The organism is Microbacterium sp. 71-23, assembly GCF_001897265.1.
Classification (GTDB): Bacteria; Actinomycetota; Actinomycetes; order Actinomycetales; family Microbacteriaceae; genus Microbacterium; species Microbacterium ginsengisoli.
In genome coordinates this window covers 39,256-61,020 of the sequence record NZ_MKSL01000036.1, presented here as the reverse complement: position 1 = coordinate 61,020, position 21,765 = coordinate 39,256, and the positions used below count along the sequence as shown (strand labels likewise).

The window sequence follows — 21,765 nt, the reverse complement described above, 5'->3', positions numbered from 1 at the left end:
GCAACTCAGGCGAACGCGCCCTGCGCGAGGTATGTCCCCGACCGGGCTGCGGACGGCACGAAGAAGATGCCCGAGCCGATGTGCGAGATGTACTCGTTCAGCGCGTCCGACGAGCCGAGACGGCGCTGCAGCGTCTCGAACTGCGCGGGGTCCTTCTGGTAGCTGATGAACAGCAGGCCCGCGTCCAGGAACCCGTACTGGTTGATGCCGTCGGTGTAGTTGTATCCGCGGCGGAGGATCTTCAGACCGTTGTTGTTCTCGTGCGCGGCCAGCCGGATGTGGGCCGTCGGATCGATCACGGGTGCGCCCGAGGCATCCGTCTTCAAGAAATCCGGGGTGTCGGATTCCACCGTGCCCGTCAGCGGCGCGCCGCTGAGCTTGTGGCGTCCGAACACACGGTTCTGGTCGGACACCCGGTCGGTGTCCCAGTTCTCGATGCGCATCTGGATCTTGCGCACGACCTGGTAGCTGCCGTCGCGCTGCCAGTCGGGACCATCACCGGTGAAGACGAACTGCGAGAAGTCCGCGTCGTCGACGATGTTGCGTGTGCCGTCCTTGAAGCCCATCAGATTGCGCGGCGTCGACTGCCCCTTTCCGGCTGAGGCCCGCCCGAAGCCGGTCACCGTCCATCGGGTGGATGCCGCGCCGAGCTTCTTGCCGACGCGAGCCAGCGACCGCACCGCGTGATAGGCGACCTGGGGGTCGTCCGCGCAGGCCTGCACCGACAGGTCGCCGCCGGTGAGCGACGGATCCAGGGCCTCGCTCGGGAGCCGCGAGAGCTCCCGCAGCAGCGGCGGCTTCTGAGCCGCGAGACCGTACTCGTCGCCGAACACACGCGGACCGAGGCCGATCGTGACGGTCAGCGACGCCGGGTCGAGGTCGACGGCCTCGCCGGTGTCGTCGCCGATGGCGCTCGGCTGCGACGGCTCGACCTGGCCGATCGTGGCGCCGCGCATGAGCTGAGCGCTCGCCGCCGACCAGGTGGCGAGCAGGGTCTGCAGATCGGTGCGTGAGGACGTGGTCAGGTCGAACGTCATGAACACGCAGTGCCGCTGCGGAGGGGTGCGGATGCCCGCCTGCTCGGCGTCGCCGTAGAACGAGACCGCATTGTCGAGCCGCACGACGTCGCCCGACGACGCGGTCGGCTGCGCCGCGACGGCGCGCCCGCCGGCGAAACCGCTCGCCACCCCCGCCACCAGGCCGCCGGCTGCGGCGCCGAGGAGCAGTCCGCGGCGGGAGACCCCCGCATCCGGTGACTCCTGCGACGACGGCTCCCGCGGCGGCACGGCCGCGCTCATGAGGCTGTCGCCGCCTTCTCGGCGATCTGCGCAAGCGGTTCCTGCAGGGCCTGCACCGCACGGCTCAGAGTCGCGGCATCCGCGGCCTTCACGGCGTCGGTGTAACGCACGTAGCCGCCGATCGCGCTCTGATCGCGGTAGCCGTCGAGCAGCTTGTTGACGGCGGCGAACTGCGCGGAGATCTGCTGGGTCAGCCCGGAGTCGAGCGTCGTGAGCCCGGGCTCGAGGTAGGCGAACGCCTGCTGCGCACCCTCGACGTTGCCGGCGAAGTCGACGAGGTCGATGTGGCTGTACGCCTCCTCCTCGCCGCTGATCTTGCCCGACTGCACCTCTTCGAGGAGGCTCGCTGCGCCGTTCGCGAGGTCCTCCGGCTTGTAGCTGAGCGTCTTCACGAGCGAGTCGAGCGTGGTGACGTTCGTGAGGAGCTCGGCCGCGAGCTGCGTCGTCGACGCCGTGATCGCGCCGGCCTGGAACAGGTCGCGCTCGATGGCATGGAACCCGTGCCAGCCGACGGCGGGATCGAGGTTCGACTCGCGCATGTCGATGAGGTAGTCGAGGCTGCCCGCGTTGTCGGTTGCGGAGTGGCCCGGCAGCACGAACCCGTCGACATCGGACTCGATGCGCTCGTAGAACGGACGCGCGAGCGCGTAGTCGGCCTGCGCCTTCGTGAGGTCGCCGGCGTCGATCGAAGACTTCAGGGTGGCGACCGCGGTCACCATGCTGTCGACGACGCCATCGACGTAGGTCGCGTAGCCCTGGGTGCCCTCTGCCATCAGCGATGCGGCGCTGCCGGTCGGGGTCGCGGCCTGGCCGGTGACGCTGAAGGGGATGGTTTCGGTGGCGGCGCCCGGGCAGTAGAGCTGGTAGCTGCCGCCGTCGAGGGTGACGGTGAAGCTCGCGGAGGAGAGGCCGGGCGCGAGGTTCTCCTTCTCGCCGACGATCCTGTCGCCGCTGAGCAGCTCGATCTCGGTGATGGAGGTCGCGCTCTGGTTCGTCACCGTGAAGGTGACCGGACCTGCGGCGGCAGTCGCCGCGTCGAGGCTGCAGGTGCCCCCGTTGTCGCCGGTGAGCGTCACAGCGACGTGGGTGGCGCCGCCGGAGGCGGTCGCGGAGGGCGCGGCTCCCGCGCTGCATCCGCTCAACACGAGGGCGAGGGTGGCGGCGGCGGTGAGTGGGGCCAGGAGGCGGACGTTCATGAGGTCCTTCCGTGGTCGGCGGCAGCGATGCTGATCGCCGGGGTGGGCGGTTCGGGCGGGGGAGAGGTCGGTGCGGGGTGCGAGCCCCGCGGGGCGCGGGCGCGGTGGCGCAGGGCGCTGATCACCAGCACGGCGGCGGCGATCACGAGTGCGCCGGGAACCTCGGCGCCCCAGAGCACCCGCTCTCCCTCACCCTGCTCGACGGCTGTGGCCGCCGCGCTCGCCACGCTCTGGGCGTCGGGGGCGGTCACCGCGTCGATCGCTGCGGTGTCGGTCACGCTCACGGTACGGGCGTTCTGCAGCCCACCGCCGGTGAGGGTCACGGTGAGGGTGGAATGCGCGCTCGCGTCGAGCAGCCCCGCCCCGGTGAGCCACACCTCGTCGACCTCGGTGCGGTTCCACTGCGCGGTGAAGGGGCCAGGGTTCTGCGCAGCGCTGATGCCGACGGGCACGCGGCCGCCGGCGAGCGTGATCAGGGCGTCGAGGGTGATCGTCGACGGCGCACCGTCGGGGCTCGTCGTCGCCGTCTGCTGCCAATGCTGCGTGGTGACGCCCAGGTGAGTGTCGGATGCCGCGGTCGAGGCGTCGAGCGGCAGATCGGCGGTCGCGCCCGAGGCGTAGGTGAACGCCGCACTGCGCGCGGCGCCGGAATCGGCGATCACGACCGAGCCGGCGGGAGCCTGGGAGGCCTGGTCGACGAGCGCGAGAGAGGAGACCTGCGGCGACGGGATGAGCCAGGCCGTGAGCGCGACGGCGGCGGCGAGCACGAGGCATCCGGTCGCGAGCACCCAGCGCAGGCGCTGCGCCCCGGCGGCGCTCGGGCGCGCGCGGCGCGGCCAGAAGAGGTAGCAGAGCGCCGGAACGAGGTAGGCGACCCAGGCGACGACCTCGATGAGACGCGGGTCGGCGGGGATTCCGAGCACGCCGGTCAGCAGCGCGGCCTGGATGCTGCCCGGCTGCACGATCGCGCTGAGGTCGATCGTGCGCTGCTGGCCCGCGTTGAGCCAGCCGGCCTCGTGCGCGGTCCGCAGGCAGGTGACGACGAGGCCTGCCGCGACGAGCACCAGGAACACGCTCGTCAGGCGGAAGAAGCGGCCGAGATCGATGCGCACCCCGCCGGCGAAGATGCCCCAGCCGAGCAGTGCGGCGAGCGCGATGCCGACGACGGCGCCGAGCGCGGCGAGACCGGCCGACTGGGCGGCGGAGAACGTGGCGAGCAGGAAGACGCTCGTCTCGAAGCCCTCCTTGAGCACCGCGAGGAACGCCATGACGGCGAGAGCGGTCGCGCCACCGCGGCCGAGGGCGTGCTGTGCCTCGGACTCGAGCTCTGCCCGCATCCCCCGGGCGTGTGTGTTCATCCAGACGATCATGAGCGTCACGAAGACCACGGCGACGGCCCCGATGATCGTTTCGAGACCCTCCTGCGCGGCCTGGGGGAGGGCGACCTCGATGAGGCTGAGCGTGACGCCGATGATCAGCGAGAGCATCACGGCCGCGCCGACGCCCAGCCACATCGGCACGAGGCTGCGGCCGTTGCGGCGCAGGAACGCGGCGATGATGCCGACGATCAGGGCCGCTTCGAGGCCTTCACGCAGACCGATGACCAGGGTGGCGAGCATGCCGGACGCACTCGCTTTCGCGACGAGGTGATGAATTCCTTATGAGCTAAGGCTTACCTAACATAGGGTGGCCCGCCCGGTGACGTCCAGTCGACCCGGCCGTGCATAGCGAAAGCTCAGCATGCGACGTCGGAATGCCGCCCGTTCGACTGCCGTTCTTGTTGCTGCGCTACCCTGCTTGCGCGCAGCGGCATACGTCATGGCGCTGCGGAGAGTCGAGGTCGAGATGTCCGAGAAGAAGAAGGCGACGAAGGCCGCCGTCGCGGCCCTGGATGCCGCGGCCCACGCGGCGAAGGACGCGAAAGCGCTCAGCCGGGAGCTCCCCAAGAAGCAGGCGAAGAAGCTCGGAGCGCTCGCCGCCGACGCCAAGGATCTCGCGAACACCTCGAAGAAGAAGATCGCGCGCAGCCCGAAGAAGATCGAGAAGAAGGCGTCGGCGACGCTCGCCCAACTCGAGAAGGCGACCGCCAAGGTCACCCGGAAGATCACGGCGGCGGCCAAGAAGGACGCGGTCGAGGCGCCCGTGACGGCGAAGCCCTCCGCGACGGCGAAGCCGGCGCCGAAGGCGAAGCCCTCCGCGACGGCGAAGCCGGCGCCGAAGGCCAAGCCGGCGCCGAAGGCGAAGACCCCGTCGAAGGCGAAGCCCGAACCGAAGGCGAAGCCCGAACCGAAGGCGAAGCCCGAACCGAAGGCGAGGTCGGCGTCGGACGTGAAGCCCGAGCCCGCACCCGTGCCGACGGCCCCCATCACGGCGAAGCCCGCTGCGGCGCCCGCCGTCGACCTCGCTGCCCTCACAGTGGTGCAGCTGCGCGGGCGTGCCCGCGCGGCGGGGAGGACCGGATACTCACGCCTCGCCAAGGCGCAGCTGATCGCGCTGCTGTCCTCCTGACCGCCGCGATGCAGATCTACCTCGATCGGGGGGCCGAGGCCGCTCCGCCGCGCACGCTCATCGACGTGCTGCGACAGACCGCTGCGCGGTACCCCGCGGCATCCGCTCTCGACGACGGTCGGGGCGCGCTCAGCTATGCCGAACTGCTCGCCGAGGTGTGGCGGTTCGCGGCCCGCCTGCACGCGGCCGGCGTGCGTCGCGGCGACCGGGTCGGCATTCGCATGCCGTCGGGAGGACGGGCCCTGTACATCGCGATCCTCGGCACGCTGGCGGCCGGGGCGGCGTACGTCCCCGTGGACGCCGACGACCCGCAGGAGCGCGCCGATCTGGTGTTCGGTGAGGCGGGTGTCGCCGGAGTGGTCACCGCCGGCGGCCGGTTCGTGCCGCACGGCGACGGTTCCGAGTCCGCGGTGCAGGTGGAGCTGTTGGCGGGTGAGGCACCCCATCCGAACACGAGCGCCGTACCGATCGTCGAACCGCCCACGGTCGACGACGACGCGTGGATCATCTTCACCTCGGGGTCCACCGGCACGCCCAAAGGCGTGGCTGTCACGCACCGCTCCGCTGCCGCGTTCGTCGATGCCGAGGCGCGGCTCTTCCTCGCCGACGCCCCGCTCGCGCCGGGTGACCGCGTGCTCGCGGGCCTGTCCGTCGCCTTCGACGCGTCGTGCGAGGAGATGTGGCTCGCGTGGCGGCACGGCGCCTGCCTCGTGCCCGCGCCACGAGCGCTGGTGCGTTCGGGCGAGGACCTCGGTCCGTGGCTCGTGGGCCACGGCATCACGGTGGTCTCGACGGTGCCGACCCTGGCCGCGCTCTGGCCGCCGGACGCGGTCGAGAACGTACGCCTGTTGATCTTCGGCGGTGAGGCCTGCCCGCCCGAGCTCGCCGCGCGGCTCGTCTCGCCCGATCGTGAGCTGTGGAACACGTACGGTCCCACCGAGGCGACGGTCGTGGCGTGCGCCGCCCCGCTCGACGGGTCCGTGCCGGTGCGCATCGGCCTTCCGCTCGACGGCTGGGAGCTCGCGGTCGTCGACGCACAGGGCGACCGCGTCGCGGACGGTGAGGTGGGCGAGCTCATCATCGGCGGCGTCGGCCTCGCCCGCTATCTCGACCCCGCCAAGGACGCCGAGAAGTATGCGCCGATGCCCTCGCTGGGGTGGGAGCGCGCCTACCGCTCCGGCGATCTCGTGCGCGCCGATCCCGAGGGACTCGTCTTCCAGGGCCGCGCCGACGACCAGGTGAAGATCGGCGGCCGTCGCATCGAGCTCGGCGAGGTGGAGGCGGCGCTGCAGGCGCTGTCGGCCGTCACAGCGGCGACCGTGGTCGTGCAGCACTCCGACGACGGGCTCGCGCTGCTCGTGGGCTACGTCGTACCCACCGACGACTTCGATCGCGCCGTGGCGCGCGCCGAGCTCGCGCACTCGCTGCCGGCGCCCCTCATCCCGCTCCTCGCGGTCGTGCCGGATCTGCCGGTGCGCACCTCCGGCAAGGTCGACAAGGCGGCCCTGCCGTGGCCATTGACGGATGCCGCCGACTCCGACTCCTCCCTGTCCGGCACCGCCGGCTGGCTCGCCGATCAGTGGGCGGCGGTGCTCGGCATCCGTCCGTCCGATGACGACGCCGACTTCTTCCAGCTCGGCGGCGGATCCCTCGCCGCGGCGCAGCTGGTCTCTCGCATCCGTGCGCGGGCAGCGGAGTTCACGATGGCGGATGTCTACGACCTCCCGCGCCTGCGCCAGATGGCCGCGGCGATCGAGGGTCATGACGACGAGGCGCCGACCACCTTCAGCTCGCCCCGCCCTACGCCGCGGGCGATGCAGTGGCTGCAGACGCTCGCCGGAGCGCCCCTGTTCATCCTCAGCGGGCTGCGCTGGCTGACGTGGCTGATCACGGCGGGCTGGCTGCTGCGGCTGGGGCCGGGGTTCACGTGGCTGCCGGACACCCCGGGGATCGTCGTGCTGCTCGCGCTCGTGCTCTTCGCGACGCCGTTCGGGCGCATGGCGATCGCTGCCGCCTTCGCCCGCGTGCTGCTGTGGCGGTTGCGGCCCGGCGACTACCCGCGCGGCGGCGCGGTGCATCTGCGCCTGTGGCTCGCGGAGCAGGTGCACGCGCAGATCGACCCGATCGGCATGGCGGGGGCGCCGTGGGTGAGCTACTACGCCCGCGCCCTCGGTGCGCGCATCGGCCGCGGCGTCGACCTGCACACGATGCCGCCGGTCACCGGCATGCTCGACATCGCCGAGGGTGCCGCTGTCGAACCCGAGGTCGACCTCTCGGGGTACTGGATCGACGGTGACACCGTGCGCATCGGCGGCATCCGCATCGGTGCGGGGGCGACGGTGGGGGCGCGGAGCACCCTCGCGCCCGGCACGAAGATCGGCCGTCGTGCCGAGATCGCGCCCGGCTCCGCGGTGTTCGGGCGCGTTCGCGCCGCGCAGCGGTGGGCGGGTTCGCCGGCTGCTCGTGTCGGTGCCGCCCACCCTGGAGCGACCGAGCGGCCCCCCGCTCCGACGCGCTGGCTGTGGGCCTACGCGGCGTCCTCGACCGTGCTCGGTCTGCTGCCGATCGCCGCGTTCGCGCTCGGCGGGCTGGTGCTCGCGCAGGGCGTGCGGGATGCGGCATCCGTCGCAGATGCCGTGCCAGGGGCGTTGGCCTGGCTGCTCCCCGCCGCGCTCGTGACAGGTCTCGCGTACGCCGCCGCAGTGGTGGTGCTCGTCCGACTGCTCGCGATCGGGCTGCGCGAGGGCGAGCACCCGGTACGCAGCCGCATCGCCTGGCAGGCGTGGACGACCGAGCGCCTGCTCGACTCCTCCCGCACGGTGCTGTTCCCGCTGTACTCGAGCCTGTTCACCCCCGTGTGGCTGCGACTGCTCGGCGCCCGGGTCGGGCACGACGTCGAGGCATCCACCGTGCTGCTGATCCCCTCGCTGACGACTGTCGACGACGGGGCGTTCCTCGCCGACGACACCATGGTCGCCACCTACGAGCTGAGTGCCGGGATGATGCGGCTCGCTCCGGTGCGCATCGGTAAGCGCGCCTTCCTCGGCAACTCCGGCCTCGCCGCCGCCGGGCACCGTGTGCCGAAGGACGGCCTGGTCGCCGTGCTCTCGGTCGCACCGCCCAAAGCCAAGCCCGGATCGTCCTGGCTCGGATCGCCGGCCGTGCGCCTGCGTCGCATCGTGAACGACGGCGACCTCGAGCGCACCTACCGGCCGCGGCCGGGACTGCGCGTGGCGCGCACGTTGTGGGAGCTGTGCCGCATCGTGCCGGTGTTCGTGACCTGCGGGCTCGGCCTCGGCGTGCTCCTCACCCTGGCGGCGATCTCCCAGGCCTGGGGCGGGGTCGCGGCAGTGCTGTTGTCGGGGGTCGTGCTGCTCGTCGCAGGCGCGGTCGCCGCGCTCATCACGACGGCGGCGAAATGGGCATTCGTCGGTCGCATCCACCCCGGGGAGCATCCGCTCTGGTCGAGCTTCATCTGGCGCACCGAGGTGGCGGACACCTTCACCGAGATGCTCGCGGCGCCCTGGTTCGCCAACAGCGCGGCCGGCACGCCGGCCCTCGCGATGTGGCTGCGCACCCTCGGCGCGAAGGTCGGCCGCGGCGTGTGGACCGACAGCTACTGGCTGCCCGAACCCGATCTCGTGACCCTCGGCGACGGGGCGACGGTGAACCGCGGATGTGTGGTTCAGACGCATCTGTTCCATGATCGAGTGATGAGCATCGACACCGTCACGATCGAACCCGGGGGCACGCTCGGCCCGCACAGCGTGATCCTGCCGGCCGCCACGATCGGCGCGGATGCGACCGTCGGTCCCGCCTCCCTCGTGATGCGCGGAGAGGCCGTGCCGGTCGGCTCACGGTGGAGCGGCAATCCGATCGGCCCCTGGCGGGCAGTCAAGGTGCGCGCCTACCAGAGCGAGCGGGTATGACGGTCGACCCGTACACCCCGCAGAGCGGCGACGCCGCGATCGCCGTCGAGCACTACGATCTGCGGCTCGATTACCGCGTCTCGACCAACCGCCTGCAGGGCACCGTCGTGCTCGACGGGCGAGCGCTCGCCGCCACCCGCACGGTGAGTCTCGACGTCGTCGGCCTGCGGGTCGGCAAGGTGCGGGTGGACGGTGACCGCAAGGCGACGTTCCGCCAGAGCGACCGCAAGCTGCGCATCACGCTGTCGGCAGAGCTCGCCGCGGGTGATGCGTTCCGCCTCGAGGTCGCGTACTCCGGCTCGCCGCACCCGCGTCGCACCCGGTGGGGGGCGCTCGGGTGGGAGGAGCTCACCGACGGCGCGATCGTCGCCTCACAGCCGACTGGCGCGCCGACGTGGTTCCCGTGCAACGACGTCGCCCGTGATCGCGCCACGTACGCCATCGAGGTGACGACGGAGGCCGACTACACGGTGTCGGCCGGTCCCGCGCTTCGCAGGTCGACCCGGGGTGGGCGAACCACCTGGTCCTTCGCGCACCCCGAACCGACGTCGACGTACCTCGTCGCGCTGCAGATCGGCCGCTACGTCGTCGAACGGGTCGCGACCGCACCGCCGGTCGATCTGGTCTATCCGCGCGCCCTCGAGGCTCGCGTGCACGCAGACCTGGCCGATGTGCCGCGCATGATGGCGGTCTTCGAGGAGGCGTTCGGTCCCTATCCGCACCCCGCCTACACCGTCGTGGTCACCGCCGACGACCTGGAGATCCCGCTCGAGGCGCAGGGGATGGGGGTGTTCGGCGCCAACCACATCGACGGCGCGGGAAGCCTCGAGCGCCTCGTCGCCCACGAGCTCGCGCACCAGTGGTTCGGCAACAGCGTGGGGGTCACGCTCTGGCGGCACATCTGGCTCAATGAGGGCTTCGCCTGCTACGCCGAATGGCTCTGGTCGGAACGGTCGGGCGGGGCATCCGCTCATCAGAAGGCCCTCGCCCATCACGCGCGGCTCGCGTCGCTGCCCCAGGATCTGCTGCTCGCCGACCCGGGACCCGACGACATGTTCGACGACCGTGTCTACAAGCGCGGCGCGCTTACCCTGCAGGCGCTGCGGCTCACGCTCGGCGACGGGCCGTTCTTCACGCTGCTGCGCGAGTGGATGTCGCGGCACCGCGGGCGCAGCGTCGGCACCGACGATTTCGTGGCGCTGGCCGAGGAGATCGCCGGCCCCGAGGTGCGTACGCTGCTGCACGCGTGGCTGTTCGAGACCACGCTGCCGGAACTTCCCGCGGGTGGCGCACCGGGGGAGCCGGCGCCGCTCACGGCTCCGCTGTCAACGACGCCACGATCGCCACGCTGACGGCGACGCCGTCGATCCCGTGCCACGTCGCGACGTGCACGGGCTCTGCGCGGCCCGGCACCGTGACAGCGACGGCGCCCGGCAGCGCGGACGGCACCGCCTCGCCGACGACCACGTCTCCCACGGGCACGCGGATGCCGCGGCCATCGGCTTTCAGCGCGGCTTCGATCTGCGTCCACCCGACGGTCGTCGGCGGGGGAGCGGGAGCGAACAGGGGCGCGAGGTCGGCGAGGGGGGAAGCGGCATCCGCCCCCTCGTTCTCGGCGTCGACCCCGATCTCATCGGCGATGTGGTGCGGAGCAGCGGCGGCCACCACCAGATCCCCGGCGTAGGTGACGCTCACGGCGATGTCGCCGGCGGTGACGCGGGGACGGCCGTGAGTGCCTCCGCAGCGTGCGCAGACGGAGACGATGTCGACGGATGCCGCGGCCTCCAGCTCGCGCGCGAGCTCGCGCATCAGGCGGCGACCCGTGTCATGACGGTGCTCCGGCGGGGAGGCGCTCCACGCGAGGAGGACGTCGCCGAGCGCCGAGCGCCCGACGGGTGTCTCTACGACGGGGTCAAGCCGGGATACGCCGATCGGCACGTGCCTCCTCGTCGCGCAGCAGACCCTTGGCCTGGCGCTCGACCAGCACGGGCACGAAGTCGCGCACACGCGCCGTGCTCATTCCGTCGTAGGCCGCCGCGACGACGCTGGCCACGTGGCGAGGGTCGAGGTGGGGATACCGGGTCGACAGTCGTTCGGTGATCTGCGCGACGCTCGCCCGTTCGTCGATCTCGTTCGTCATGGTGCACCTTCCCGAGAGGTCCGACGGGGTCAGCCTACGAGAGCGCGCGCGTCTACGGAAGATCCGGCGAGAACGCGAAGAGGCCGCTCCCGGAATTCTCCGGAAACGGCCTCTCTGGCTTTCGCCGTGGTTGCGGGGACAGGATTTGAACCTGCGACCTCTGGGTTATGAGCCCAGCGAGCTACCGAGCTGCTCCACCCCGCGGCACAAGGAATGAGCCTAGCACGCTCCCGGAGGGCCGTCGAATCCGGGCCGGTCACCCGGGCGCGTCGCCGCGGTTGGCGCGGCGACGCCGACGCGGGAGGATGGGCGGGTGACCTCTCCTGCGCTGACCGTCGCCGTCGCCCAGTTCACACCCACCGAGGTGCTTGCGGCCAACCGCGAAGCGGTCGCAGCGCTCGTCGCGCGGGCCGCGGCATCCCGTGCCCGTCTCGTGGTGTTCCCCGAGTACGCGAGCTATTTCGTCGACCCGTTCGATGAGCGCCTCGCCGCCCACGCGGAACCCCTCGACGGCCCGTTCGTCACCCACCTGCAGGCCCTCGCGCAGCAGCACGACGTGGTCGTCGTCGCGGGACTCGTCGAGTCGGCGCCTGTCTCCGGCAAGGTGCGCAACACCGTCGTGGCGGTCGCCGCCGACGGCGTGCGCGCGGTCTATCGCAAGCAGCACCTCTACGACGCGTTCGGGCAGCGTGAGTCCGACTGGATCGAGCCCGGTGCGCTCGACGCTCCCCAGACCCTCGAGGTCGATGGCGTGCGCGTCGGGCTCATCACCTGCTACGACCTGCGGTTCCCCGAGTCGACCCGTGTCGTCGTCGACGCCGGCGCCGATCTCGTGCTCGTTCCCGCCGAGTGGGTGCGCGGTCCGTTGAAGGAAGACCAGTGGATGACGCTGCTGCGCGCCCGCGCGATCGAGAACACGGTGTTCGTTGCCGCCGCCGACCACACCCCGCCGATCGGCGTGGGGCACTCGGCGATCATCGACCCGACCGGAGTCGTGCGCGCGTCGATCGGCACGACCACCGGGCTCGCGCTCGCGGACGTCTCGCTCGATGACGTCGAGCGGGTTCGTCGCGTGAACCCCGCCCTGCAGCTGCGTCGATACACGGTCGTGCCGCGCGAGATCTGACGGGATCGAGCACGGCCCACCGGCTTCGGTGCGACCGGATCAGCGCAGCTCGGCGAGGCGGGCCGCGGCATCCGCGAGCACCTCGGTGCGTTTGCAGGCCGCGAAGCGCACCAGGGTGGCGTACTCGGTTCGCGCCGCGTCGCTGACGAACGCCGTCAGGGGGATCGCGACGACGCCCGCGCGCGCCGGAAGCTCGCGGCAGAACGCCGCCGCATCGGTCGCGCCCAGGGGAGTGGCATCCGCCACGACGAAGTACGAGCCTCGCGAGGGGGCGACGTCGAAGCCGGCGGTCCGCAGGCCATCCTGCAGCAGGTCGCGCTTGTGCTCGAGGGTCGTCGCGATGCCGGTGAAGAAACTGTCGGGCAGCCGCAGCGCGGTCGCGACGGCGGGCTGGAACGGCGCGCCGTTCACGTAGGTGAGGAACTGCTTGACCGCCAGCACGGCGTCGACCAGCGCGGCCGGCCCGGTGACCCAGCCGATCTTCCACCCGGTCACCGAGAACGTCTTCGCGGCCGACGAGATCGTCAGCGTGCGCTCCCACGCGCCCGGGAGGGTCGCGAGGGGGCGGTGACGGTGACCGTCGAAGGTGAGGTGTTCGTACACCTCGTCGCCGACGATGATCGCGTCGTGCTCGATCGCGAGGCGCACCAGCTCGGCACGCACCTCGTCGTCGAAGACGGCCCCCGTGGGGTTGTGCGGGTCGTTCACGAGGATGACTCGGGTGCGGTCTGTCACCGCATCGCGCAGCCGGTCGAGGTCGGGTCGGAAATCGGGCCAGGCGAGGGGGACCGTCACGAGACGGGCTCCCGCGAGGGCCACGCAGGCCGCATAGGAGTCGTAGTACGGCTCGAAGACGACCACCTCGTCGTCGGGGGAGTCGATCAGCGCCAGCAGTGTCGACGACAGCGCCTCGGTGGCGCCCGCGGTGATCAGCACGTGACGGTCGGGGTCGAGGTCCAGGCCGTAGAAGCGACGCTGATGCTCGGCCACGGCGAGCCGCAGATCGGGGATGCCGCGCCCCGGCGGGTACTGATTGACACCGTTCGCGATCGCCGCCCGGGCGGCCTCGAGGATCTCGGCCGGTCCGTCTTCGTCCGGGAAGCCCTGACCGAGGTTGATCGCGCCGGTCTGCTGGGCCAGCGCCGACATCTCGGCGAAGATCGTCGGAATCGGCACCCCGTCATCGGTCAGCAGGCCCGCACCGCGGGCGGCTCGACGCCAAGCGCCGGGAATGTCGTGCACCCGCCACACGCTACTGGAGGGGAGCGCATAGGACCGTTTCACGTCTGTCATAGAAAACGCACAGAGTCGCTGTGCAGGGTGGTCCCAGAGCACAGAAGGAGCAGTCATGAGCGACACCGAGGGCACCCGCCCCGAGCAGTCCGACGCCGAGGCGGCAGCCGCGGCACCGATTCCCCCCACCCCGAGCCCTGCGCCGGAGCCGGCCGTCGACACCGCCGCCGCACGGCCCCCGCTTCCTGAGATCTCCGCGGCCGAGGCCGCCTCGGCGACGGCGCCGACCGTTCCGGTCGCCCCGGCGACGGGTGAGTCGTTCGGCCCGGCCGCGACCGGCCCGACCGCTCCCCTCTGGGGCACCCCCGCTGCTCCTGCGCCGAAGAAGAAGTCCGGCGCGACGCGCGCGGTCGGTCTCCTCGTCGCCGCGGCGATCGTCGGCGGTGCCGCCGGCCTCGGCGGTGCGGCTGCCGGTATGACGCTGTGGAGCCCGAAGGGCACGACGTCCGCGGCATCCGGCCCGACGACGGTCACCGTGAACGACACCAGCTCCGTCAACCAGACCACGGCAGTCGCCGCGAAGGTGGTGCCGAGCGTCGTCACGATCAGTGCCGAGTCGGGCCAGTCCGCCGGAACCGGTTCGGGTGTCATCCTGACCGCCGACGGGTACGTCGTGACCAACACCCACGTCGTCACCCTCGACGGCGCAACTGCCAACGCCACGCTCAAGGTCACCACCTCCGACGGTCACATCTACGACGCGACGGTCGTCGGCACCGACCCGACCTACGATCTGGCCGTCATCAAGCTGACGGGCGCGTCGGGGCTGACCCCGATCACCTTCGGCGACTCGTCGAAGCTCAACGTCGGCGACCAGACGATCGCCGTCGGCGCGCCCCTTGGCCTGTCGAACACCGTGACCAACGGCATCGTCAGCGCTCTGAACCGTTCGATCGAGATCGCGTCGTCCGCTCCCAGCAGCTCCGGCAGCTCGGGCGGCGACACGCAGCAGGGCCAGCAGTCGCCGTTCCAGTTCGACTTCGGACAGGGCCAGACGCAGACCTCCACGACCTCGACGATCAAGATCTCGGTGATCCAGACGGATGCCGCCATCAACCCCGGCAACTCCGGTGGCGCGCTGGTCGACTCCTCAGGTCAGCTGATCGGCATCAACGTCGCGATCGCGGGCACCGGCTCGTCGACGTCGGGGACCCAGTCGGGCAACATCGGCGTCGGCTTCTCGATTCCGTCGGACATCGTCAAGCGCATCACCGACGAGCTGATCCAGAACGGCAAGGCCACGCACGGTCTGCTCGGTGCGTCGGTGCAGGACTCGGCGAACGTCACCGGCGCGACGATCTCAGGCGCCTATGTCGCCGACGTCACCTCGGGCGGCCCGGCGGCCGCCGCGGGTCTGCAGAAGGGCGACATCATCACCGAGTTCAACGGCCAGCCCGTGACCGGTGCCGTCGACCTGACCGCCGAGGTGCGTGCGCTTGCTGCGGGCGCGAAGGCCTCGCTGACCTATGTGCGCGACGGCGCATCGCACACGGTCGACGTCACGCTCGGCTCGCTCAGCTGACGAACGGATGCCGCACAGCGGGCGTCGACCTCAGGGTCGGCGCCCGCTGTCGTCGTCGGGGGCGGGGTTCTCGCGGATGCGCAGCTCGCGGCGGGGGCGCAGCCGCTCGGTCGCCTTCGACACCCCGCGCACCGCGCTGCCGGTGATCGCCGCGGCGCCGCCGGCGGCACGGCCGAGCGCGCCGCCGACGATGTGCTCGGTACGCCGGGCGCCCGCCCGCGGTTCGAGCTCGACGGGCAGCATCGCCGGGGGCGCGCCGAAGGCCTTCCGTGAGGTCGTCACGACCCGGCGGCCGAGCAGATGGTTGCCCGTGCCCCCGATCGCGGCGCCGATGCCGAAGGGGAGTGCCTTCCCGATGATCGAGGCGCCGCCGCGGGTCGCGAAATGACGCACGAAGGTCGACTTGAGGGTGTCGACCACAGGACCCAGGGCGCCGCGGGGGATCGTGCGGGTGACGAGGTCACCCCAGTAGCCGGCGCGGTTCTGACCGCGTCCGGTGGCCTCACCGGCCAGCTGTGACACGAGGGCGACGCCCTCCTGTCCGAGCATGAGGGTCAGCACCAGCGCCCGAGCCCGGTCGGGGTCGTCGATCGCGACGCCGTGCACCTCGGCGATCGACTGTGCGAACAGGGTCGTCGTCTCGAGGAACCCCACGGTCTCGACACCGCTCAGGGCGAGTGTCACTCCGGTCCCGATCCCCGGCACGACGGCAGTCGCACCCACCGCAGCGCCGCCGGTCGTGATGGCGGTGAGGTAGCGACGCTCGAGCACGCGAACGATCTCTGCCGGTGAGGCATCCGGATGCCGCAGCCGCACGCTGCGCAGGTGTGCGAGCACGACCGGCCGCTGCAGGGAGAGCACCCGATCGAGGGCCCGGATCGAGAGCGGATGCTCCGGCGACCCCTCGGGCGGCAGACCTCCCGCCCACGGCGCGTCGTCCGGGAGCGAGTGGATGCGGTGCACCTTCTTCGCCACGCGGCGATCCTATGCGCCCGCCCTGACAGTGCGCTCCGGGCTGGGGATCACCGGTCCGAGCGGGCGTCCCCGCGGCTACACTGGCAACCCATGAGCACCCCACTCGACGCGCCCGACCATGGGGGTCTGGCCACCCTCGACCGAGAGCTCGAAGAGCTCATCCGCGAGGAGAACATCGAGCCCGGTGACCATGAGCGCTTCTCCCACTACGTGAAGAAGGAGAAGATCCTCGAGTCCGCGCTCACCGGCAAGCCGGTGCGCGCGCTGTGCGGCAAGAAGTGGACGCCGGGGCGCGACCCCGAGAAGTTTCCCGTGTGCCCCACTTGCAAGGAGATCTACGAGTCGCTCAAGGCGTGAGCGCGGCATCCGCCCCGCTCATCACCCGGCGGCGTAGACCGTCGGGATCGCGGGGTCCGATCGGCTGAGACCGAGGGCCCGCGACGGCAGCTCGGCGCGAGCCGCGATGTGGTGGGCGCGTGCGGCGGACACGCCCTCTGACCCCTCGAACGCGGTGTCGATGTCGCCGTGATCGACGAGCACCGTCTGGAGTGCCCGGGCGTCGGGGTGGTCGCTGCCGTGCGGGGTGTCGAAGCCGTCCGCCACCCGGATGAGCTCGGATGTCGCCACCCCGCCCGAGAGCGTCCGGAAGGCGCTCTTGCGGCCACCCGTCGTCGCCTTCTCGGCCGACGCCTTCGCCACGGGGATCCAGGTGCCGGCGGAATCCTGCCGCGCGACGAGCTTGTAGACCATCTGCGCCGTGGGGCTCCCGGAGCCGGTCACGAGCGACGTGCCGACCCCGTACGCGTCGACGGGGGAGGCGGCGAGAGCCGCGAGGGCGTACTCGTCGAGATCGCTCGTCACGGTGATGCGGGTGCGCGGCGCACCGAGGGCGTCGAGTCGGTCGCGCACGTGCGCGGCGACGACCGGCAGATCGCCCGAGTCGATGCGCACCCCGCCGAGCCCGGGGCCGGCGACCCGCACCGCAGTCTCGACCCCGCGGTCGATGTCGTAGGTGTCGATGAGCAGGGTCGTGTCGACGCCGAGCGCCGCGATCTGCGCGCGGAAGGCGTCCTCCTCGGTGTCGTGCAGCAGCGTCCAAGCGTGCGCCGCCGTTCCCATCGTGGGGATGCCGAACCGGCGCCCCGCCTCGAGGTTGCTGGTCGCCCCGAATCCCGCGATGAACGCGGCGCGCGCGGCCGCGATCGCCGCCTGCTCGCTCGTTCGACGCGAACCCATCTCGGCGAGGGGTCGCGATCCGGCCGCGATCGACATGCGCGCGGCGGCCGTCGCCACCGCCGAGTCGTGATTGAGCACGCTGAGGGCGAGCGTCTCGAGGATGACCGCCTCGGCGAACGTTCCCTCGACGGTGAGCACGGGCGAGCCCGGGAAGTAGAGCTCGCCCTCGCGGTAGCCCGTGATGGTGCCGGTGAACCGGTACTGCTCGAGGAGACGGAGGGTGGCGGCATCCACCACTCTCTCGTCGCGCAGGAACCGCAGCTCGTCCTCGCCGAAGCGGAAGTCGCGCAGCAGGCTGAGAAGGCGGCCCGTGCCGGCGACGACACCGAAGCGCCGACCGCCCGGCAGGCGCCGGCCGAACAGTTCGAACACGCAGCGGCGGTTCGCCGTGCCGTCGCGCACTGCGGCGTCGAGCATGGTGAGTTCGTACCGGTCGGTCAGCAGAGCCGTGCTCTCGGGCATGGCTCCAGCGTAGGGGCGCGCCGCACGCGGGTAGGCTCGGTGATCGTGAACAGCGCGCCGATCGGGATCTTCGACTCCGGGGTCGGCGGTCTCACCGTCGCCCGGGCGATCTCGCAGCAGCTGCCGGCCGAATCGCTGCTCTACGTCGGCGACACCGCCCACTCGCCGTACGGCCCGAAGCCGATCGCCGACGTGCGGCGCTACTCGCTCGAGGTGCTCGACACCCTCGTCGAGCAGGGCGTGAAGATGCTCGTGATCGCCTGCAACACGGCGTCGTCGGCGATGCTGCGCGACGCGCGCGAACGCTACGACGTGCCGGTCGTCGAGGTCATCGGCCCCGCCGTGCGCACCGCCGTCGCGACGAGCCGGTCGGGCCGTATCGGCGTCATCGGCACGCTCGGCACCATCTCGTCGGGCGCCTACCAGGACATGCTGCAGATCGCGCCCGGCGTCGAGGTCTTCACGCAGGCGTGCCCGCTGTTCGTCGAGTTCGTCGAGCGGGGCGTCACCGGCTCGCCCGAGGTGCTGCGCGCCGCCGAGGAGTACCTCGCGCCGCTGCGGGAGGCGGGGGTTGACACCCTCGTGCTCGGCTGCACCCACTACCCGTTCCTCGAGGGCGCGATCAGCTATGTGATGGGCCCGGACGTGAGCCTCGTCTCGAGCGACACCGAGACCGCGAAGGACGTCTACCGCGAACTGGTCTCCCGCGACCTGCTCGCACCGGCGGATGCCGCACCCCACCACGTCTACGAGGCGACGGGAACGTCCGCCGACGACTTCATCCGGCTCGCCCATCGACTGATGGGCCGCGAGGTGCGCAGCGTGCAGCTCGTGCAGACCGGAGTCATCGACCTGCCGCGGAGGGCCGCGGCATCCGAGGAGGCCATCTCATGACCGACATCGTCCGCGCCGACGGCCGCGCCGTCGACCAGCTGCGTCCCGTGACCATCGAACGCGGGTGGAGCGCCCAGGCCGAGGGCTCCGCGCTCATCTCGTTCGGCAACACCAAGGTGCTGTGCACGGCGTCGTTCACGAACGGCGTGCCGCGCTGGCTGACCGGCAAGGGCAAGGGGTGGGTGACCGCCGAGTACGCGATGCTTCCGCGCGCCACCAACCAGCGCAACGACCGCGAGAGCGTGAAGGGCAAGATCGGCGGTCGCACGCACGAGATCTCCCGGCTCATCGGTCGCGCGCTGCGTGCCGTCGTCGACACGAAGGCGCTCGGGGAGAACACGATCGTCATCGACTGCGACGTGCTGCAGGCCGACGGCGGAACCCGTACGGCGGCGATCACCGGCGCCTACGTCGCCCTCGCCGACGCGATCGCGTGGGGGCGCGAGAAGAAGTTCATCGGCCAGAAGTCGCAGGTGCTCATCGACTCGGTCTCGGCCGTGTCCGTCGGCATCATCGATGGTGAGCCGATGCTCGACCTCGCGTACGTCGAGGACGTGCGCGCCGAGACCGACATGAACGTCGTCGTCACCGGCCGTGGGCTCTTCGTCGAGGTGCAGGGCACCGCCGAGGGCGCGCCGTTCGACAAGCGCGAACTCGACCGCCTGCTCGAACTGGGAGTCGCCGGTGCCGCGTCGCTGCGGGACGCCCAGACCGCTGCGCTCGAGGGCTGAGCGGATGCCGCAGCGCATCGTGCTGGCCACGCACAACGCCCACAAGGTCGAGGAGTTCGCGGCCATCGTCGCCGCGACCCGGCCCGACCTCGAGGTCGTCGGCTACGACGGGCCCGAACCGGTCGAGGACGGCGTCACATTCGCGCAGAATGCGCTGATCAAGGCGCGGGCCGCCGCCGCCCACACCGGCCTCGCCGCCCTCGCCGACGACTCGGGCATCTGCGTCGACGTGCTCGGCGGCTCGCCGGGCGTGTTCTCGGCCTACTGGGCCGGCCACCGCAAAGACGGCCGCGCGAACCTCGAACTGCTGCTCGACCAGCTCTCCGACGTCCCCGACCCGCACCGCGGCGCCCAGTTCGTCTCGACGATCGCGCTCGTCGTGCCCGGCGGCGACGAGCACGTCGTCGAGGGCGTGTGGCCCGGGCGCCTCGCGCTGGCGGCCTCGGGCGACGGGGGCTTCGGCTACGACCCGATCTTCATCCCCGAGGGTCAGGATCTCGCGGCCGAGCGCACCGTCGGCGAGTGGAGTGCGGCGGAGAAGAACGCGGCATCCCATCGCGCGCGCGCCTTCGTCGCGCTCGCGCCGCTGCTCAGCGCGCTCTGACGCGGGGGCGCGGCGGCCGGGCGGCCTGCGGCCGCGCGTGGGCGACCGCATCTCCGGAGATCCGCGCCTGACCGCGCGTCGCCGACGGCAGAGGAGCCGGTTCTCCGGAGTGGGCGCACGCCGCCGGGCGACCCTGAGAATCGGTCTCGTTCCCGACTAGCGCGAGGACGCGGCATCCGGCACCTCCCGGTTCTACCGTGGAGTCATGCACGATCACGCGCACGGAGCCGGGGGGCTCCGCGGGGGAAGCAATCGCCGGCTGCTGGCGATCTCGTTGTCGATCACCTCGGTGGTCTTCGTCGTCCAGGTCGTGGGGGCGATCCTCACCGGGTCGCTCGCGCTGCTGGCCGACTCGGCCCACATGCTGACGGATGCCGCGGCCCTCGTCGTCGCGCTCATCGCGAGCGCCGTGGCGGCCCGGCCGGCGAACGAGCGGCGCACGTTCGGCTACCAGCGCGCCGAGGTGTTCGGTGCCCTCATCAACGGCGTCATCCTGATCGGCTTGAGCGTCTGGATCGTCGTCGAGGCGATCACCCGTCTCGTCTCCAACGAGGACGCCCACGTGCTCGCCGGCCCCATGCTCGTCGTCGCGATCGTGGGCCTTCTCGCGAACGCGACCGCGATGTGGCTTCTCAGCGCCGCCCAGCGTCACAGCCTGAATGTGCGCGGCGCCTACATCGAGGTGATGGGTGACCTGCTGGGCTCCGCGGCGGTGATCATCGCGGCGGTCGTGATCCTCGTGACGGGGTTCGGTCAGGCTGACGCGATCGCGTCGCTCGCGATCGCCGCCCTGATGATCCCGCGCGCGATCGGGCTGCTGCGCGAGGTGTTCTCCGTGCTCGCCGAGTCGGCACCGGCCGGCATGCAGGTCGAGAAGATCCGCGATCACATCCTGCAGACGCACGGCGTCGTCGCGGTGCACGACGTGCACGTGTGGCAGCTGACGCGGGGAGCCCCGGTCTTCTCAGCCCATGTCGTCGTGACCGACGAGTGCTTCGCGAGCGGGGAGGCCGGCGGCATCCTGAGCCGTCTGCAGACGTGCCTCGCCGACCACTTCGACGTCGAGCACTCGACGTTCCAGCTGGAGCCCGCCGGGCACGTCGAGCACGACGCCCACGTCTGACGCTGCGCTGATCAGGCCTCGCCGGCGGATGCCGCGGCATCCCGCGCGATGCGCGCCTTCTTCGCCTTCTGACGCTCGCGCAGGTAGTGGTAGCCGGTGACGAGCACCGTCAGCACCACGACACCCACGAGGATCAGGTCGATGTAGTTGACGACGAAATGACGGATCCACGGCACGTACGCGATCACGTAGCCGAGCATCGTCATGCCGAAGCCCCAGAGCAGCGCGCCGATCAGGTTGTAGAGCGAGTAGCGCTTCCACGGCATGTGGCCGACGCCGGCGGCGACCGGCGCGAAGGTGCGCACGATCGGCACGAAGCGGGCGAGGATGACGGTGAGCCCGCCGAAGCGCTCGAAGAACGCGTTCGTGCGATCGACGTTGTGTTTGCTGAAGAGCCCGGATTCCTTGCGTTCGAAGATCGCCGGCCCGGCTTTGTGTCCGATGAGGTAGCCGACTTCACCGCCGATGAACGCCGAGAGGGCGATGAGCAGGGACACCACCCAGATGTTGAGCCCGAAGATGTCGTGGGTGTTGGTGAGCACACCCGCGATGATCAGCAGGGTGTCGCCGGGCAGCAGGAACCCGACGAGCAGGCCCGTCTCGGCGAACACGATGAAGCAGACGACGGCGAGAGCCCACGGACCTGCCTGGTTGATGATGTGGACAGGGTCGAGCCAGGGGATGAGCGCTGCGTGGTGCACGGGAAACCCGATCTAGACAGGGGACCT

Annotated in this window: 19 protein-coding genes and 1 tRNA gene; 10 read left to right on the top strand and 10 right to left on the bottom strand. The window is 71.3% G+C overall.

All coding sequences use genetic code 11. The annotated features are described in order from the left end of the window. Positions 1-5 precede the first annotated feature (5 nt). From efeB to efeU, 3 genes are read right to left on the bottom strand one after another with little or no spacing between them, the layout of a single operon-like run. Positions 6-1,298 (bottom strand): iron uptake transporter deferrochelatase/peroxidase subunit, encoded by a 1,293-nt coding sequence (gene efeB, locus BGO15_RS11985; RefSeq protein ID WP_056207310.1) that lies wholly within the window; start codon positions 1,296-1,298, stop codon positions 6-8. Continuing rightward, positions 1,295-2,494, bottom strand: coding sequence for an iron uptake system protein EfeO (efeO, locus tag BGO15_RS11980; protein ID WP_056519968.1), 1,200 nt, complete (start codon positions 2,492-2,494; stop codon positions 1,295-1,297). Before efeO ends, efeB begins: the two co-directional genes overlap by 4 nt. Then, on the bottom strand, positions 2,491-4,113 hold the full coding sequence (gene efeU, locus BGO15_RS11975; RefSeq protein WP_056207218.1) for an iron uptake transporter permease EfeU: 1,623 nt from the start codon (positions 4,111-4,113) through the stop codon (positions 2,491-2,493). The genes efeO and efeU overlap by 4 nt, the downstream gene beginning before the upstream one ends. 199 nt (positions 4,114-4,312) lie before the next feature. Between efeU and BGO15_RS11970 the strand changes: the two genes are divergently transcribed. From BGO15_RS11970 to BGO15_RS11960, 3 genes are read left to right on the top strand one after another with little or no spacing between them, the layout of a single operon-like run. Then, a complete protein-coding gene (locus BGO15_RS11970) occupies positions 4,313-5,002 on the top strand; it encodes a hypothetical protein (RefSeq protein ID WP_273190510.1) in 690 nt (229 codons plus the stop codon). Positions 5,003-5,010: 8 nt separating this feature from the next. Next, positions 5,011-8,931 carry a Pls/PosA family non-ribosomal peptide synthetase gene (locus BGO15_RS11965; RefSeq protein ID WP_056519971.1) on the top strand — a complete coding sequence of 1,307 codons (3,921 nt, stop codon included), beginning with the start codon at positions 5,011-5,013 and terminating at the stop codon, positions 8,929-8,931. Then, complete coding sequence (locus BGO15_RS11960) at positions 8,928-10,283, top strand: M1 family metallopeptidase (protein WP_056519974.1); 1,356 nt, start codon at positions 8,928-8,930, stop codon at positions 10,281-10,283. The genes BGO15_RS11965 and BGO15_RS11960 overlap by 4 nt, the downstream gene beginning before the upstream one ends. Here the strand turns inward: BGO15_RS11960 and BGO15_RS11955 are convergent. The 3 genes from BGO15_RS11955 to BGO15_RS11945 form a co-directional block, all read right to left on the bottom strand. Continuing rightward, entirely contained in the window at positions 10,243-10,869 is a 627-nt protein-coding gene (locus BGO15_RS11955) for a 4'-phosphopantetheinyl transferase family protein (RefSeq protein WP_056207214.1), read from the bottom strand. The two genes, BGO15_RS11960 and BGO15_RS11955, sit on opposite strands and share 41 nt — an antisense overlap. Beyond that, positions 10,844-11,071, bottom strand: coding sequence for a three-helix bundle dimerization domain-containing protein (locus tag BGO15_RS11950; protein WP_056207212.1), 228 nt, complete (start codon positions 11,069-11,071; stop codon positions 10,844-10,846). The genes BGO15_RS11955 and BGO15_RS11950 overlap by 26 nt, the downstream gene beginning before the upstream one ends. A 127-nt stretch (positions 11,072-11,198) precedes the next feature. After that, positions 11,199-11,275 (bottom strand) — tRNA-Met (locus tag BGO15_RS11945). A 109-nt stretch (positions 11,276-11,384) separates the two neighbouring features. On the opposite strand from BGO15_RS11945, the gene BGO15_RS11940 reads away from it, so the two are divergent. Further along, positions 11,385-12,197, top strand: a complete 813-nt coding sequence (locus BGO15_RS11940) for a carbon-nitrogen hydrolase family protein (protein WP_056519978.1) — start codon at positions 11,385-11,387, stop codon at positions 12,195-12,197. A 39-nt stretch (positions 12,198-12,236) separates the two neighbouring features. Here BGO15_RS11940 and BGO15_RS11935 read toward each other — a convergent pair whose 3' ends face one another. Then, complete coding sequence (locus BGO15_RS11935) at positions 12,237-13,439, bottom strand: pyridoxal phosphate-dependent aminotransferase (protein ID WP_156454828.1); 1,203 nt, start codon at positions 13,437-13,439, stop codon at positions 12,237-12,239. Positions 13,440-13,545: 106 nt separating this feature from the next. On the opposite strand from BGO15_RS11935, the gene BGO15_RS11930 reads away from it, so the two are divergent. Further along, a complete protein-coding gene (locus BGO15_RS11930; RefSeq protein ID WP_273190501.1) occupies positions 13,546-15,012 on the top strand; it encodes a S1C family serine protease in 1,467 nt (488 codons plus the stop codon). Positions 15,013-15,042: 30 nt separating this feature from the next. Here the strand turns inward: BGO15_RS11930 and BGO15_RS11925 are convergent, their stop codons facing one another. After that, complete coding sequence (locus tag BGO15_RS11925) at positions 15,043-15,987, bottom strand: hypothetical protein (RefSeq protein WP_056207208.1); 945 nt, start codon at positions 15,985-15,987, stop codon at positions 15,043-15,045. A 90-nt stretch (positions 15,988-16,077) separates the two neighbouring features. Here BGO15_RS11925 and BGO15_RS11920 point away from each other — a divergent pair, with 90 nt between their 5' ends. Further along, positions 16,078-16,344, top strand: a complete 267-nt coding sequence (locus BGO15_RS11920; RefSeq protein ID WP_045248541.1) for a DUF3039 domain-containing protein — start codon at positions 16,078-16,080, stop codon at positions 16,342-16,344. A gap of 21 nt (positions 16,345-16,365) precedes the next feature. On the opposite strand, the gene BGO15_RS11915 is transcribed toward BGO15_RS11920, so the two are convergent. Further along, on the bottom strand, positions 16,366-17,685 hold the full coding sequence (locus tag BGO15_RS11915; RefSeq protein ID WP_056207206.1) for a nicotinate phosphoribosyltransferase: 1,320 nt from the start codon (positions 17,683-17,685) through the stop codon (positions 16,366-16,368). A gap of 45 nt (positions 17,686-17,730) precedes the next feature. On the opposite strand from BGO15_RS11915, the gene murI reads away from it, so the two are divergent. The 4 genes from murI (at position 17,731) to BGO15_RS11895 (ending at position 21,037) form a co-directional block, all read left to right on the top strand. Continuing rightward, positions 17,731-18,579, top strand: coding sequence for a glutamate racemase (gene murI / locus BGO15_RS11910; protein WP_056520003.1), 849 nt, complete (start codon positions 17,731-17,733; stop codon positions 18,577-18,579). Beyond that, positions 18,576-19,310, top strand: a complete 735-nt coding sequence (rph, locus tag BGO15_RS11905) for a ribonuclease PH (RefSeq protein ID WP_045248539.1) — start codon at positions 18,576-18,578, stop codon at positions 19,308-19,310. The genes murI and rph overlap by 4 nt, the downstream gene beginning before the upstream one ends. 4 nt (positions 19,311-19,314) lie before the next feature. Next, positions 19,315-19,914 carry an RdgB/HAM1 family non-canonical purine NTP pyrophosphatase gene (gene rdgB / locus BGO15_RS11900; RefSeq protein WP_056207204.1) on the top strand — a complete coding sequence of 200 codons (600 nt, stop codon included), beginning with the start codon at positions 19,315-19,317 and terminating at the stop codon, positions 19,912-19,914. A 205-nt stretch (positions 19,915-20,119) separates the two neighbouring features. After that, positions 20,120-21,037: a cation diffusion facilitator family transporter gene (locus BGO15_RS11895; protein WP_045248537.1), complete on the top strand. Its 918-nt coding sequence runs from the start codon at positions 20,120-20,122 to the stop codon at positions 21,035-21,037. An 11-nt stretch (positions 21,038-21,048) separates the two neighbouring features. Here the strand turns inward: BGO15_RS11895 and BGO15_RS11890 are convergent, their stop codons facing one another. Further along, positions 21,049-21,738: a DedA family protein gene (locus BGO15_RS11890; RefSeq protein ID WP_056207202.1), complete on the bottom strand. Its 690-nt coding sequence runs from the start codon at positions 21,736-21,738 to the stop codon at positions 21,049-21,051. Positions 21,739-21,765: the final 27 nt, after the last annotated feature.